Annotated in this window: 14 protein-coding genes; 13 read left to right on the top strand and 1 reads right to left on the bottom strand. The window is 48.2% G+C overall.

Translation table 11 applies throughout. From position 1 onward, the window contains the following. Positions 1-26 precede the first annotated feature (26 nt). Positions 27-1,880, top strand: a complete 1,854-nt coding sequence (gene secD / locus AC2204_RS09260; protein WP_318925225.1) for a protein translocase subunit SecD — start codon at positions 27-29, stop codon at positions 1,878-1,880. A 12-nt stretch (positions 1,881-1,892) separates the two neighbouring features. Continuing rightward, positions 1,893-2,840: a protein translocase subunit SecF gene (gene secF / locus AC2204_RS09255; RefSeq protein WP_318925224.1), complete on the top strand. Its 948-nt coding sequence runs from the start codon at positions 1,893-1,895 to the stop codon at positions 2,838-2,840. A 340-nt stretch (positions 2,841-3,180) separates the two neighbouring features. Here the strand turns inward: secF and suhB are convergent, their stop codons facing one another. Continuing rightward, positions 3,181-3,981 (bottom strand): inositol-1-monophosphatase, encoded by an 801-nt coding sequence (gene suhB / locus AC2204_RS09250; RefSeq protein ID WP_318925223.1) that lies wholly within the window; start codon positions 3,979-3,981, stop codon positions 3,181-3,183. Between the two features lie 210 nt (positions 3,982-4,191). Between suhB and trmJ the strand changes: the two genes are divergently transcribed. From trmJ to pepB (AC2204_RS09195), 11 genes are all read left to right on the top strand, one after another. After that, the gene (gene trmJ / locus AC2204_RS09245) at positions 4,192-4,923 is read left to right on the top strand and encodes a tRNA (cytosine(32)/uridine(32)-2'-O)-methyltransferase TrmJ (protein ID WP_318925222.1); all 732 of its coding nucleotides are present in this window, start codon (positions 4,192-4,194) and stop codon (positions 4,921-4,923) included. Between the two features lie 112 nt (positions 4,924-5,035). Further along, positions 5,036-5,542 (top strand): Fe-S cluster assembly transcriptional regulator IscR, encoded by a 507-nt coding sequence (iscR, locus tag AC2204_RS09240; RefSeq protein WP_318925221.1) that lies wholly within the window; start codon positions 5,036-5,038, stop codon positions 5,540-5,542. A 31-nt stretch (positions 5,543-5,573) separates the two neighbouring features. Then, complete coding sequence (locus AC2204_RS09235; RefSeq protein WP_318925220.1) at positions 5,574-6,788, top strand: IscS subfamily cysteine desulfurase; 1,215 nt, start codon at positions 5,574-5,576, stop codon at positions 6,786-6,788. A gap of 46 nt (positions 6,789-6,834) precedes the next feature. Then, on the top strand, positions 6,835-7,218 hold the full coding sequence (gene iscU, locus AC2204_RS09230; protein ID WP_318925219.1) for a Fe-S cluster assembly scaffold IscU: 384 nt from the start codon (positions 6,835-6,837) through the stop codon (positions 7,216-7,218). 152 nt (positions 7,219-7,370) lie between these two features. Further along, positions 7,371-7,694 carry an iron-sulfur cluster assembly protein IscA gene (gene iscA, locus AC2204_RS09225; protein WP_318925218.1) on the top strand — a complete coding sequence of 108 codons (324 nt, stop codon included), beginning with the start codon at positions 7,371-7,373 and terminating at the stop codon, positions 7,692-7,694. A gap of 82 nt (positions 7,695-7,776) precedes the next feature. Next, positions 7,777-8,292 carry a co-chaperone HscB gene (gene hscB / locus AC2204_RS09220; protein WP_318925217.1) on the top strand — a complete coding sequence of 172 codons (516 nt, stop codon included), beginning with the start codon at positions 7,777-7,779 and terminating at the stop codon, positions 8,290-8,292. Between the two features lie 38 nt (positions 8,293-8,330). Then, the gene (gene hscA, locus AC2204_RS09215) at positions 8,331-10,184 is read left to right on the top strand and encodes a Fe-S protein assembly chaperone HscA (protein ID WP_318925216.1); all 1,854 of its coding nucleotides are present in this window, start codon (positions 8,331-8,333) and stop codon (positions 10,182-10,184) included. A 2-nt stretch (positions 10,185-10,186) separates the two neighbouring features. Next, positions 10,187-10,525 carry an ISC system 2Fe-2S type ferredoxin gene (fdx, locus tag AC2204_RS09210; protein WP_318925215.1) on the top strand — a complete coding sequence of 113 codons (339 nt, stop codon included), beginning with the start codon at positions 10,187-10,189 and terminating at the stop codon, positions 10,523-10,525. A 79-nt stretch (positions 10,526-10,604) separates the two neighbouring features. Then, on the top strand, positions 10,605-10,799 hold the full coding sequence (iscX, locus tag AC2204_RS09205) for a Fe-S cluster assembly protein IscX (RefSeq protein WP_318925258.1): 195 nt from the start codon (positions 10,605-10,607) through the stop codon (positions 10,797-10,799). Positions 10,800-11,199: 400 nt separating this feature from the next. Further along, positions 11,200-12,489 carry an aminopeptidase PepB gene (gene pepB / locus AC2204_RS09200; protein WP_318925214.1) on the top strand — a complete coding sequence of 430 codons (1,290 nt, stop codon included), beginning with the start codon at positions 11,200-11,202 and terminating at the stop codon, positions 12,487-12,489. A gap of 13 nt (positions 12,490-12,502) precedes the next feature. Beyond that, positions 12,503-13,783 (top strand): aminopeptidase PepB, encoded by a 1,281-nt coding sequence (gene pepB, locus AC2204_RS09195; RefSeq protein WP_318925213.1) that lies wholly within the window; start codon positions 12,503-12,505, stop codon positions 13,781-13,783. The last annotated feature ends 52 nt before the right edge of the window (positions 13,784-13,835 follow it).

Genomic DNA, 13,835 nt, shown 5'->3' with positions numbered 1-13,835 from the left:
TTTATTCGCTTTGAAGGATCACAGCAGTGTTAAACCGTTATCCCTTGTGGAAGAATCTGATGGTGGTGTTTGCACTGCTTATCGGTTTGCTTTATGCACTTCCCAATGTTTACGGTGAAGATCCAGCGATTCAAATCACCGGGGCGCGTGGCGCCTCGGTTGATATGTCTGCATTGGATACTGTCACCGAAGATTTAGAAAAAAGCCAAATCTCCTATAAATCTGTCGCTTTCGAAAACGGTACTGTACTGGTTCGCTTTCACGATACTGATACTCAAATCAGTGCTCGCGATATTCTTAATGATCAACTTGGCGAAGGTTATGTTGTTGCGCTGAACCTGGCTGCATCAACACCTGACTGGCTTGAATCCATTGGTGCGACGCCAATGAAGCTGGGCCTTGATCTGCGCGGCGGTGTGCACTTCCTGATGGAAGTGGATATGGACGCGGCGATGGAAAAATTGCTTGGTCAACAAGAAGAGACTTTCCGTACCGAACTGCGTGAAGCCAAAGTGCGCTATCGCGCCATCAGCAAAACTGATTCATCGGTAGAGGTGCGTCTGCGAAATGCAGAGCAGTTGGATGAAGCGAAAGTTGCGCTGGCTAAACTGCATCCGGATATGCTGTTCACTGACAGTGACCGCAATGGCCGTTTTGTACTGACGGCGGTATTTACTGAAGAGCGTTTGAAAGAGGTCCGTAACTACGCCGTCGATCAGAATATTACTATTCTTCGTAATCGTGTTAATGAGTTAGGCGTTGCCGAGCCTCTGGTACAGCGTCAGGGTGCAAACCGTATTGTTGTTGAACTGCCTGGTGTTCAGGATACTGCTCGTGCCAAAGAGATTCTTGGTGCGACAGCAACCCTTGAGTTCCGGGAAGTGGACAGTACCGCAGATCTTGCGGCTGCCGCTGCTGGTCGTGTGCCGGCTGGAAGTGAAGTGAAGTACACCCGTGACAAGCGTCCGGCAGTACTGAAGAAACGCATTATTCTTGCGGGTTCTCACATCACTGATGCCAGCTCAAGTGCTGATGAATATGGTCGTCCTCAGGTTAACATCTCGCTAGATAGCGAAGGTGGTAGCAAGATGACAGCATTCTCACGTAACAACGTGGGTAAGCTGATGGCAACGGTGTTTACCGAGTATAAAGACAGCGGTAAACGTAATCCGGATGGCAAGGTTATTCTTCAGAAGCACGAAGAAGTGATCAACCAGGCTACTATCCAGACGGCACTGGGCCGTAACTTCCGTATTACCGGTATTGATTCACAGGCTGAAGCACATAACCTGGCGTTGTTACTGCGTGCCGGTGCATTGATTGCGCCAATCTCTATTGTCGAAGAGCGTACCATTGGCCCGTCTATGGGCCAGCAGAATATCGATATGGGTATTCAGGCATGTATCTGGGGCATGATTGCAGTAATGCTGTTTACCCTAGTGTACTACCGTAAGTTTGGTCTGATTGCCAATATGGCACTGGCGATGAACCTGGTACTGATTATCGGTGTGATGTCGATGATCCCGGGGGCAACCATGACCCTGCCGGGTATTGCCGGTATCGTATTGACTGTCGGTATGGCCGTTGATGCTAACGTACTGATCTTTGAGCGTATCCGTGAAGAGCTACAAGAGGGCCGAAGCCCTCAGCATGCGATTCAGCAAGGTTACGCAAATGCGTTCAGTACGATTGCCGATGCTAATATCACGACCTTAATTACTGCAATTATTCTGTTTGCGGTAGGTACAGGTGCAATTAAAGGCTTCGCTGTTACTCTTTCAATCGGTATTCTGACTTCTATGTTTACTGCGATTGTGGGTACCCGTGCTGTCGTTAACTTTATCTATGGCGGTAAGCGCGTAGATAAGCTGTCGATCTAAGGAGACGCTGACATGTTTCAAATATTGAAAGCGGGTAACGCGATCGACTTTATGCGCTGGTCGAAAGTGGCTTTTGTTTTTTCGATCTTAATGATTGTGGGGGCAATTGGCACCGTTGCGACTCAAAAGCTTAACTGGGGGCTGGATTTTACCGGCGGTACCCTGATTGAAGTGGGCTTTGAGCAGCCGGTAGATTTATCACGTATCCGTGAGTCGCTGGAAGGTGCAGGCTTTGGCGATGCTATCGTGCAGAACTTTGGTACTGCACGTGATGTGATCGTCCGTTTGCAACCGCGAGAAGATGCCAAAGGTGAGAAGCTGGGCAACCAGATCATCGATGCTTTGAAAGTGGGCACTGGCCAGAACGTTGAAATGCGCCGTATCGAGTTTGTTGGGCCTAATGTGGGTGATGAACTGGCAGAAGCGGGGGGGCTGGCGATTCTGGCTGCGCTGATCTGTATTCTGCTTTATGTTTCGATGCGTTTTGAATGGCGTCTGGCTGCTGGTGCGGTATTGGCACTGGCTCACGACGTGATCATTACCATCGGTATCTTTTCTTTCACTCAGATTGAAATCGACCTGACGATTGTTGCAGCCTTGCTAACCGTTGTCGGCTACTCGCTCAACGATACGATTGTTGTTTTCGACCGTATTCGTGAGAACTTCCGTAAGATGCGTAAAGGTGAGCCCGCTGACATTATGAACAGCTCAATCACCCAAACATTGAGTCGTACCTTGATCACATCAGCGACGACTTTATTTGTGGTTATTGCGCTGTTTATGAAAGGCGGCACCATGATCCACGGTTTTGCCGCGGCGTTGCTTATCGGTATTACGGTCGGTACTTACTCGTCGATCTATGTTGCTTCGGCAGTGGCTCTGAAATTGGGTATCACTCGTGAACACCTGATGCCGCCGCAAGTTGAGAAAGAAGGCGAGGAGTTTGATGCGATGCCTTAATTCGGTTTCGAGAAGCGGGTGTCGAGATACGAGACTTGCCAGATTGAGCTGAATAAAAACGGAGCCGAAAGGCTCCGTTTTTTTGTTCTATACCTTATGGAAACAGCAGAAAACGCGGATCTATGGTTCGATGGAAAAGATACGAGTTACGAGATTCTCGAAAGAGCAGGGTTTCTGTTTTGGGAAGGTAGCAGCAATAACTTGATAGTATTATTCGTTTTTAGACCCTTTTTCTCGCCACTCGCCACTCGCCACTCGTCCCTAGATACCTATGACCTTAAACACAAAAAGCCCCGGCATTGCTGCCGGGGCTTTCAAATGTTTGAATCGTTATGAGCGATTACTTAGCTAATGCTTCGCTACCGTGTTCACGGATTTTAGCCAGCATTGGCTTAACGACGCGAGCATTACCAGCAACGATATTGCCAGATGTCAGGTAGTTAGTGTTTCCAGTAAAGTCAGTACAGATAGCACCCGCTTCACGTGCAATAAGCTCACCGGCAGCTAATTCCCAAGCCTTCTGGCCTAGTTTGAATACGCCGTCAACACGGCCGGCTGCCAGGTAGCAAAGATCAAGTGCTGTACAACCAGACTGACGCATGTCGTCACATTCAACGAACATTGCATTTTGAATCTTGAAGTAGCTTTCAGAGAATTGCTTAGCGGCGAAAGGCAGGCTTGTTGCTATAACTGTACCCGTTAGATCGCGTGGCTGAGAAACTCGGATGCGTTGGCTGTTAAGCTGAGCGCCTGAACCACGAGTAGCAGTGAAGAGTTCGTTACGAGACGGGTCGTAGACTACAGAAATTTCAGTACGGCCGCGCATGCGCAGTGCAATTGAAATAGCATAGTGAGGATAACCGCGAACGAAGTTTTTGGTGCCATCCAGTGGGTCGATGATCCATTGACACTCTTTGTCACGGCCTTCTTTAGTACCAGACTCTGCTGCAATGATGCAGTGGTCAGGGTAAGACTTAAGAATTGAGGCGATAATGATAGCTTCAGCTTCATGATCGATGTTGGTAACAACATCATTACCTTTATTGGCAACTTCAATGCCTTGAGGTTTTTCTAACGATTTAATGACATGGTCACCAGCCTTTCGCGCAGCGCGAATGGCGATATTAAGCATCGGATGCATAGGATCTTCCCAACGGATGTTAAAGAACTAAAAAGCGGCGGCGAGTATAACAGAGCTTACGGAAAAGGGAAGTGGTTATTTTTTGGTCGAGCTCACCTTGTGTCAAAAGTTTCACAAAAACACGGGTTAGTTTTGCATGTTTTCCCCACTTTTTTAGAGGCTGTGCTAAAATCTCCACGCTTTTAAATATAGTCGGAAAGATGCTACGCCATGTTAGATAAAATCAGCGTTGTTTTAATTGGTACCTCCCATCCGGGAAACATTGGTTCGGCAGCCCGAGCCATGAAGGTGATGGGCTTAACGAATCTTGTTCTGGTTGACCCCGCTTGTGAGATTGACGAAAAATCCATTGCTTTGGCGGCGGGTGCAGCAGATATTGTTGCCAATGCGAAGATTGTTAAGACGTTAGATGAAGCAGTTGCTGATTGTGGTTTAGTGATTGGTTCAAGCGCCCGTTCTCGAACTCTGGAATGGCCACAGCTTGACCCACGTGAATGTGGGATTAGATCAATTAATGAAGTGGCGTCTCATCCGGTTGCGATTCTGTTTGGTCGCGAGCGTACAGGCCTGACAAATGATGAATTACAAAAATGTCACTGCCATGTCTACATACCGGCTAACCCTGAATATAGCTCTTTAAACCTGGCGATGGCCGTCCAAACCGTCAGCTATGAAATCCGAATGGCTTACCTTGAGCAGCAAAAATCCGCTGGTGAAACGACGGTTGAAGAGTATCCTCGTGCAAAAGAGCTGGAATTGTTCTACGAACACCTTGAAAAAGTCATTTCAGGAACCAATTTCATAAATAAGAAACACCCTGGCATGGTCATGGCCAAACTCCGCCGTTTATTTACTCGCGCTCGTCCCGAGCAGCAGGAGCTAAATATTTTGCGAGGCATACTTACTTCCGTCGAAAGAATCTTACCAAAAGACGAAAAATAGCCTTATTAGAGACAAGGTTAAAAGCCTGACTAAAATAGTCAGGTAAATACTTGACCATTTTAGTCGGGTATGTAACACTGCCACCATATACATAAGTGGGTAGCGGTGTGTTATGAGATTGACTTCAAAAGGAAGATATGCGGTAACCGCGATGCTAGATGTCGCCCTGCATTCTCAAGGTGGTCCAGTACCTTTAGCTGATATTTCTGAGCGCCAAGGTATTTCACTGTCTTACTTAGAACAACTTTTTTCACGCCTGCGTAAAGCCGGTCTGGTCGCTAGTGTTCGTGGCCCGGGTGGTGGTTACCGCTTAGGCGAAGATGCGAATGACATAGCAGTAGGTATGGTTATCGCAGCTGTTGATGAATCGGTTGATGCTACTAAATGCCATGGAAGAGGTGGCTGCCAGGGCGGTACGCGCTGTCTGACACATACTCTGTGGCATGATCTTAGCTCTCGCATCAGTGGCTTTTTGAACAACATCACTCTTGGTGAGTTGATGACAGATAATGACGTAAAAGAAATTTCTGGTCGCCAGGATCAGATTCTACAAAAAACGTCATTTGGACATAAAAAAACACACGACAGCGCCACAATAGGTGTCGATGTCCGCTCTTAGAGACCAGACGTCCGTGTTTTCGGAGATGATAATGAAACTGCCTATATATTTTGATTATTCCGCTACTTGCCCAGTAGATCCTCGCGTTGCAGAGAAGATGATGCAATGTTTGACGATGGATGGTAACTTCGGTAACCCGGCTTCTCGTTCTCACCGCTACGGTTGGCAGGCAGAAGAAGCTGTTGATACAGCCCGTGAAAATATTGCTGATTTGCTCAATGCCGACCCGCGTGAGATTGTTTTTACATCAGGCGCAACTGAGTCCGATAATCTGGCAATTAAGGGTGTAGCACACTTCTATGGCAAGAAGGGTAAGCATATTATTACTTGTAAAACTGAACATAAAGCTGTTCTCGACCCATGTCGTCAGCTAGAACGTGAAGGTTTTGACGTGACTTACCTGGAGCCTGAATCAAACGGTTTGCTTGATCTTGCGAAGCTGCGTGATGCCATTCGTGAAGATACAATTTTGATGTCAATCATGCACGTCAATAACGAAATCGGTGTCATTCAGGACATCACCGCGATTGGTGAAATCTGTCGTGAAAACAAAATTATATTCCACGTCGATGCCGCTCAGTCTGTAGGTAAATTACCTATCGACGTGCAAGAGATGAAAGTTGATCTTATCTCTCTGTCTGCGCACAAAATTTACGGTCCTAAAGGTATTGGTGCTCTATACGTACGTCGTAAGCCACGTATTCGTCTGGAAGCGCAAATGCATGGTGGTGGCCATGAGCGCGGTATGCGTTCCGGCACCCTTGCAACTCACCAGATCGTCGGTATGGGTGAAGCATGTCGTATTGCTAAAGAAGAGATGGAACAAGATCGTCAGCATACTTTAGCCTTACGCACTCGTCTGCTTGATGGTCTTAAAGACATGGAAGCCGTTCATATTAACGGTGACTTAGAACAGCGTGTAGCCGGTAACCTGAATATCAGTTTTGCCTTCGTCGAGGGTGAATCGTTATTGATGGCACTGAAAGATCTTGCTGTTTCATCGGGTTCTGCATGTACATCTGCAAGCCTGGAGCCTTCTTACGTACTTCGTGCACTTGGTCTTGATGACGAGCTGGCACACAGTTCGATTCGCTTCTCTTTCGGTCGCTTTACGACAGAAGAAGAAGTTGACTATGCAATCGGCCAGATCCGTACAGCGGTAGAGAAACTACGCGAAATGTCTCCATTGTGGGATATGTACCAGGAAGGCATTGATTTGAACACCGTTGAGTGGGCACACCACTAATCTTGCGGTCATAAACTTGTGACATAGACATGTCGAGGAAATTATCATGGCATATAGTGAAAAAGTCATCGAGCATTATGAGAACCCGCGTAATGTGGGCTCATTCGATAAAAACGACAAAAACATCGGTAGCGGCATGGTAGGTGCTCCTGCTTGTGGCGACGTGATGAAACTTCAAATCAAGGTGTCCGATGACGGCATCATTGAAGATGCGAAGTTTAAAACGTACGGCTGTGGTTCAGCTATCGCTTCAAGCTCATTAATCACCGAATGGGTGAAGGGTAAGAGCCTTGATGAAGCGGCAGCAATTAAAAACTCGGCTATTGCTGAAGAACTTGAGCTGCCACCGGTAAAAATTCACTGCTCAATTCTTGCGGAAGATGCAATTAAAGCCGCAGTCAGTGATTACAAAAAGAAACACCAAGAGTAACTTTTACCGCATTGCTATTTCGTTCAATTGCGAGATCGAAAATGCCACTTTATTCTGATAAAGTGCCCCATTTTCTTTGCTCTTGACTGAAATAGCCGCGAGCGGAACAGCAGCGAAAGTCTGCTGAATACATTAATTTCCGAGGTTGTTGTATGGCCATTACTATTACTGAGGCGGCGGCACGTCGCGTAGCTAGTTTCCTTGAGAACCGCGGCAAAGGCTTTGGCCTGCGCTTAGGGGTCCGTACTTCAGGATGTTCAGGAATGGCTTATGTGCTCGAGTTTGTCGATGAAGTGAATGAAGAGGATCAGGTATTTGAAGAGCGGGGCGTAAAAATCGTGATTGATGCGAAAAGCCTTGTTTATCTTGACGGTACCGAACTGGATTTTGCCAAAGAAGGGCTAAATGAAGGGTTTCAATTCAACAACCCGAACGTATCAAGTGAGTGTGGTTGTGGTGAAAGCTTCAACGTATAGTCGCTAAAGTTGTTTCCACTGAACCTGGTCGCTACGCAGTAAGTGGCGGCCAGGGTTAGAACCTACAGATACCAGATGCAATATGAATCATTTCAAATTATTTAGGCTACCTTTCCAATTTGAACTGGATGGTAGCCTTCTTGCAACTCAGTTCCGGGAACTGCAACGTCGTTTCCATCCTGACAATTTCGCCACAGCGTCAGAACGCGATCGCCTGATGTCGGTTCAGAAAGCGGCGCAAATTAACGATGCATTTCAAACGCTAAAGAATCCGATATTACGCGCAGAGTATATGCTGTCGGAGAAAGACATCGATATTCGTGGCGAGCAAAAGACGTTACATGATCCTGAGTTCTTAATGCAGCAGATGGAACTGCGAGAAGCACTCGAAGATATTCCGTCTGCCAGTGATCCTGAATATGCGCTATGTGATTTTGACAAGCAAATTTCAGCACTGTATCAATCTCGGCTTGCAGAGCTTGAAGAATGGCTAAATCAGGAAGATTGGCAACTGGCGGCAGATGCCGTGCGTAAGCTGAAATTTATTGATAAGCTGCGTTATGAAATTGAACGTCTTGAAGAGACGTTACTCGATTAATCTATTCTCACTCGCGCACTAACTCTACAGGAACGATAATGGCACTGTTACAGATTGCTGAACCCGGTCAGAGTGCTGCACCGCATCAACATCGATTGGCGGTGGGTATTGATTTGGGTACCACAAACTCTCTCGTTGCTGCCGTGCGCAGCGGCGTTCCAGAAACGTTAAACGATGAGCATGGCCGTTCTATTCTGCCTTCAGTTGTTCACTACGGTGAAGAAGCCCTGCTTGTTGGTCATGATGCACGAGAGCTTGCTCAGCAAGATCCGGTCAATACTATCTTTTCAGTAAAACGCATGATCGGCCGCTCGATGGCGGATATCCAGCTGCGTTATCCTCATCTTCCGTATCAGTTTGAAGCATCAGAGAATGGTTTGCCGCAGCTTGTGACTCGAGGCGGAAACGTCAACCCGATCCAAGTCTCCGCCGAGATCCTGAAGTCACTGAGCGAGCGCGCGAAAGCGACCTTAGGCGGTGATCTGGAAGGCGTGGTGATCACGGTTCCTGCATATTTTGATGACGCCCAGCGTGCCGGCACAAAAGATGCAGCTAAGCTGGCAAATTTGAATGTACTTCGTCTTTTGAACGAGCCGACAGCGGCAGCGATTGCCTATGGCTTAGATTCAGGTCAGGAAGGGGTGATTGCGGTTTATGACTTAGGCGGCGGCACGTTCGATATTTCTATTCTGCGCCTGTCTAAAGGGGTCTTTGAGGTCTTGGCGACCGGCGGTGATTCAGCACTGGGAGGCGATGACTTTGATCACTTACTCGCGGATTGGATCAAACAACAAGCGGGTTTTTCCAATGATTTAACCGCGCAGCAGCTACGTATTTTGCAAGATGCCGCCACGGATGCAAAACTGGCTCTGACAGATGCCGAAGAAGCGCCGATCGATGTGCTTGGCTGGCAGGGCTCCGTGAGCCGGGAGCAGTTTAATGCGCTGATCCAGCCGTTAGTGAAGAAAACCCTGATGTCATGCCGACGTGCCATTAAAGATTCCGGCATTGAGATCGACGGTGTGATCGAAGCTGTTATGGTGGGAGGCTCGACTCGTGTCCCGTTGGTACGTGAGATGGTCGGAAGCTACTTTGGAAAAGAACCACTGACATCGATTGATCCGGATAAAGTCGTTGCGATTGGGGCTGCCATTCAGGCTGATATCTTAGCGGGTAACAAGCCAGATTCAGACATGTTATTACTTGATGTGATCCCGTTGTCTCTGGGCATTGAAACCATGGGCGGAATGATCGAGAAAATTATTCCTCGTAACACCACGATTCCTGTCGCTCGCGCACAAGAGTTCACTACTTTCAAAGACGGTCAGACAGCGATGTCTGTTCACGTGGTGCAAGGTGAGCGTGAAATGGTGAGTGATTGCCGTTCATTGGCTCGATTCGCCTTGCAGGGGATTCCCGCAATGGCAGCAGGTGCTGCGCATATCCGTGTCACCTACCAGGTGGATGCGGATGGCCTGTTGTCGGTAACGGCGATGGAAAAGAGCAGTGGTGTGCAGTCATCGATCCAGGTGAAACCGTCTTATGGCTTAACCGATGATGAAATTGCAACAATGCTCCGTGAGTCGATGACTCATGCCCAGGAAGATAAAGATGCACGTACACTTGCCGAGCAGCAAGTGGAAGCAGATCGCGTCCTTGAGGGGCTGATCGCCGCGCTGGCTATCGATGGTGAGACCTTGCTATCGAAACAAGAGCGTGAAGATCTGGAAACCGTAATGATGGAGCTTGTGCAATTGCGTCAGGGTACTGATGCCCATGCAATTGAAGCAGGTATAAAGAAAACAGATAAAGCAAGCCAGGAATTTGCGTCACGTCGAATGGATCAATCCATTCGTCAGGCACTGGCTGGTCAATCGATTGATGAGGTTTAGGCATGCCTAAAATTGTTGTATTACCCCACGAAGAACTTTGCCCTGAGGGTGCAGTTTTAGACGCCCAAACCGGTGAAACGGTACTTGATGTCGCGCTACGTAACGGTATCGGTATTGAGCACGCCTGTGAGAAATCTTGTGCGTGCACGACCTGCCACGTTGTTATTCGGGAAGGTTTTGATTCTCTCGAAGAAAGTGATGAGCTTGAAGATGACATGCTCGATAAAGCATGGGGTCTGGAGCCTGAGTCTCGGCTGGGTTGTCAGGCTAAAGTGGCAGACAATGATCTGGTGGTTGAAATTCCACGTTACACGATTAATCTGGCGTCAGAAAAACACTAGTCTGAGTAAGCATTTCCAAACAGACAGGCTAGACTTCTCGTAAGACGGTTATATTAAATAAGAAGGCAGTATCATGGGCTTGAAATGGACGGATTCTAGAGAAATAGCGATTGAACTGTCTGAACGTTTTCCTGACATCGACCCGCAAACGGTTCTCTTTACCGATCTTCGTCAATGGATCATCGATTTAGATGATTTCGATGATGATCCAAACCACAGTGGTGAGCGTGTATTAGAAGCTGTGCAGTTGTGCTGGATGGAAGAAGCTGACTAGTATGATCTTGCTCTTAGTCTTGATGTAAACAACTTGTTTATAGATGAGCAAAAGGGCAAAGTGAACGAAATAGAGATAAAAGCGGACCTAATGGTCCGCTTTGTTGTATTTCAGCCAGCTATTATCTTGTAATTCCAAACCGTTACCCCCATAACTTGTTGAAGGACGAGTAACAGCGAAGCAACGAATGTTCCTCATATGTTCCTTAGATGTTACCGGGTCGGCGATGTCGAGCGAACGTGTTCTCAGTTCGCGATTGAAGGGGAAAATGATTTGGTGGGGAATCGCTATCCCATGTCTGTCTTATCCCGATTGGAATTACCTACGCTGAAACCTAAATTCATACCAAACTGAGATCATCAAACGGATCAGTTTGGCATCAGAACCCAAGGAGTTTTTCATGTCTGCCTGTATGTCTGTATTCTTATCTCATGAAGCAGCAGCCGAGCAATGGGGTAAAAATGCCCTTATCTCTTTTGTTGCCGATGGCGTTACTATTCACCTGACGGACGAATATCAGCATAGTGCGCTACAGCGTGCTGGTCGTAAGTTAGATGCGCAAGGGATCAAGCACATATCACTGGTTGGTGATGAGTGGGATTTGGATGCAATTTGGGCCTTTGTTCAAGGCCACCATAATGCCAAGCCGGGTAATCAAGTTTCCTGGAAAGCGTTAGCTGATGAAGATGAAGCGGAACTGAAAGCGCGTATTACAGCCACTCACTGGGTACGTGAAGTGATTAACCAGTCAGCAGATGTGGTTCGTCCATCTCAGTTAGCTTCTCGCGCGGGTGAGTTTATCAAGTCACTGGCCCCTGAGCATGTGACGTATAAAATTATTAAGGGTAACGATCTGCTGGACGAAGGCTGGATGGGGACGCATACCGTAGGCCGTGGTTCAGAGCGTTCGGCCGCAATGTTACGTCTTGACTACAATCCAACAGGTGATGCTGATGCTCCGGTACATACTTGCCTGGTAGGCAAAGGTATCACTTTTGATTCAGGTGGTTACAGCTTGAAGCCCTCTGCTGGCATGATAGCAATGAAAGCCGATATGGGCGGCGCGGCAACCGCAACCGGTGGTCTGGCTCTGGCTATTTCGCGTGGTACGAATAAGCGTATTAAGTTGATCCTGTGCTGTGCAGAGAACATGATCTCAGGTCGTGCGGCTAAACTGGGCGATATTATTACTTACAAAAATGGTAAGACTGTTGAAATACTCAATACCGATGCTGAAGGTCGCCTGGTCTTGGCTGACGGTCTTATCTACGCTAGTTCGCAAAATCCGGAAGTGATCATCGACTGTGCCACCCTGACTGGCGCAGCGAAAAATGCACTGGGTAATGATTACCATGCCTTATTCAGTTTTGATCATGAGCTGGCACAGCAAGCCTTGCTGGCGGCAAGTGAAGAGCAAGAAGGCCTATGGCCGCTACCGCTAGCGGATCACCACCGTAGCATGATGCCGTCTAACTTTGCTGATCTGGCCAATATTTCTAGCGGTGACTTTATGCCGGGTGCCAGTACAGCGGCCGCTTTCTTATCTTACTTCGTTGAAGACTATAAAAAGGGTTGGATGCACATCGACTGCAGCGGAGCATACCGTAAGAGCGCCAGCGACAAATGGGGTGCGGGCGCAACCGGGATGGGTGTGCGTACACTAGCCAATATTCTGTCTTCAGAAGCGTAATACGGGAGCTGTCATGTTACGGATCACATTATCAGCTGAAGCCAGCGCTGGTGTCTGGGGAGAAAAGGCACTGCTGAGTTACAAAGACGATGGCGCAGAGATTCATTACAGTGGTGACTTCCCGTTGCGCCGTATTCAACAGGCTGCACGCCAATTGCAATCACAAGGTGCCGAAAAAGCGAGCCTTGAGGGGGAAGGGTGGAGCTATGAGCGTCAGTGGGCGTTCTACTGTGGTTTTGCGGCAACCATGACATCGGTTGAGCTCAAGTGGGCATCAATCGATGATGATGAACTGGAGCTATTGAATGCTCGCCGCCGCAGTGCTGACTGGGTGCGTCAGGTGGTCAACGCGACACCGGAAGATATGTATCCGGAAAAGCTGGCCAATGACGCTGTTGCTTTCTTGTCTGCTATTGCGGGAGGCAAAATTAGCCACACAATGTTAACGGGTGATCAGTTACTTGATCATGGCTGGATCGGTACTCACAGTGTGGGTCGTGCGAGCAGCCGTCCACCCGTGATGGTGAAGCTGGACTATAACCCGACAGGTGATGCCGATGCTCCGGTTGCTGCTTGTCTGGTAGGGAAAGGCATCACTTTTGATTCTGGCGGCTACAGTCTGAAGTCAAGTGCCGGTATGGTGACCATGAAGTGTGACATGGGAGGGGCGGCAACAGTAACGGCAGCGCTCGGTTATGCCATTGAGCAAGGTTTGAATCAGCGTGTGAAGTTGATCTTGTGTTGCGCAGAAAACATGGTCGCCGGTAACGCTTACAAGCTAGGTGATGTGTTAACGTATAAAAACGGCTTGACCGTAGAAGTGGTTAATACTGATGCCGAGGGGCGGCTGGTACTTGCCGACGGACTGATTGCAGCCAGTGAAACCAATACCCCATTAATCATTGATGCGGCGACCTTAACGGGTGCAGCAATGATGGCTCTGGGAACAGATTACAATGCCATTTTTGGTTTTGATAAGCAGCTATTGCTGAAGGCCCAGCAGTTATCAGACTTGGTGAATGAACCGGCATGGTCACTGCCATTAGAGAAATGGCACCAGGCAAATTGCCCGTCGTTCTATGCTGATACAGCCAACAGCCGCTCGCAGAAAGGTGGCGGTATGGGCGGTGCATCAAATGCCGCGGCGTTCCTGTCCCGTTTTGTTGACAGCGAAACCAGCCGTTGGGTGCATTTTGATTTAGCCTCTTGTTTTAGAGACAGCGCAGATAGCCGTTGGGCAGCAGGCGCTACAGGATTGGGCGTAGCCAATATCGCCGCATTGTTGTTGTCATAACCGTGGCGGAGCAGGCTGGGTAAGCTTGCTGTGACATACTGTGGCAATACCG

Source organism: Photobacterium sp., from assembly GCF_057456235.1.
Note: the sequence above shows the minus strand (reverse complement) of the source record. Positions and strands in the feature narration are given on the sequence as shown.

Excerpts from the sequence above, each read along its gene's own strand:
- secF (WP_318925224.1), top strand. The coding sequence starts at position 1,893 with ATGTTTCAAATATTGAAAGCGGGTAACGCGATCGACTTTATGCGCTGG.
- suhB (WP_318925223.1), bottom strand. The coding sequence starts at position 3,981 with ATGCATCCGATGCTTAATATCGCCATTCGCGCTGCGCGAAAGGCTGGT.
- trmJ (WP_318925222.1), top strand. The coding sequence starts at position 4,192 with ATGTTAGATAAAATCAGCGTTGTTTTAATTGGTACCTCCCATCCGGGA.
- iscR (WP_318925221.1), top strand. The coding sequence starts at position 5,036 with ATGAGATTGACTTCAAAAGGAAGATATGCGGTAACCGCGATGCTAGAT.
- AC2204_RS09235 (WP_318925220.1), top strand. The coding sequence starts at position 5,574 with ATGAAACTGCCTATATATTTTGATTATTCCGCTACTTGCCCAGTAGAT.
- iscU (WP_318925219.1), top strand. The coding sequence starts at position 6,835 with ATGGCATATAGTGAAAAAGTCATCGAGCATTATGAGAACCCGCGTAAT.
- iscA (WP_318925218.1), top strand. The coding sequence starts at position 7,371 with ATGGCCATTACTATTACTGAGGCGGCGGCACGTCGCGTAGCTAGTTTC.
- hscB (WP_318925217.1), top strand. The coding sequence starts at position 7,777 with ATGAATCATTTCAAATTATTTAGGCTACCTTTCCAATTTGAACTGGAT.
- hscA (WP_318925216.1), top strand. The coding sequence starts at position 8,331 with ATGGCACTGTTACAGATTGCTGAACCCGGTCAGAGTGCTGCACCGCAT.
- fdx (WP_318925215.1), top strand. The coding sequence starts at position 10,187 with ATGCCTAAAATTGTTGTATTACCCCACGAAGAACTTTGCCCTGAGGGT.
- pepB (WP_318925214.1), top strand. The coding sequence starts at position 11,200 with ATGTCTGCCTGTATGTCTGTATTCTTATCTCATGAAGCAGCAGCCGAG.
- pepB (WP_318925213.1), top strand. The coding sequence starts at position 12,503 with ATGTTACGGATCACATTATCAGCTGAAGCCAGCGCTGGTGTCTGGGGA.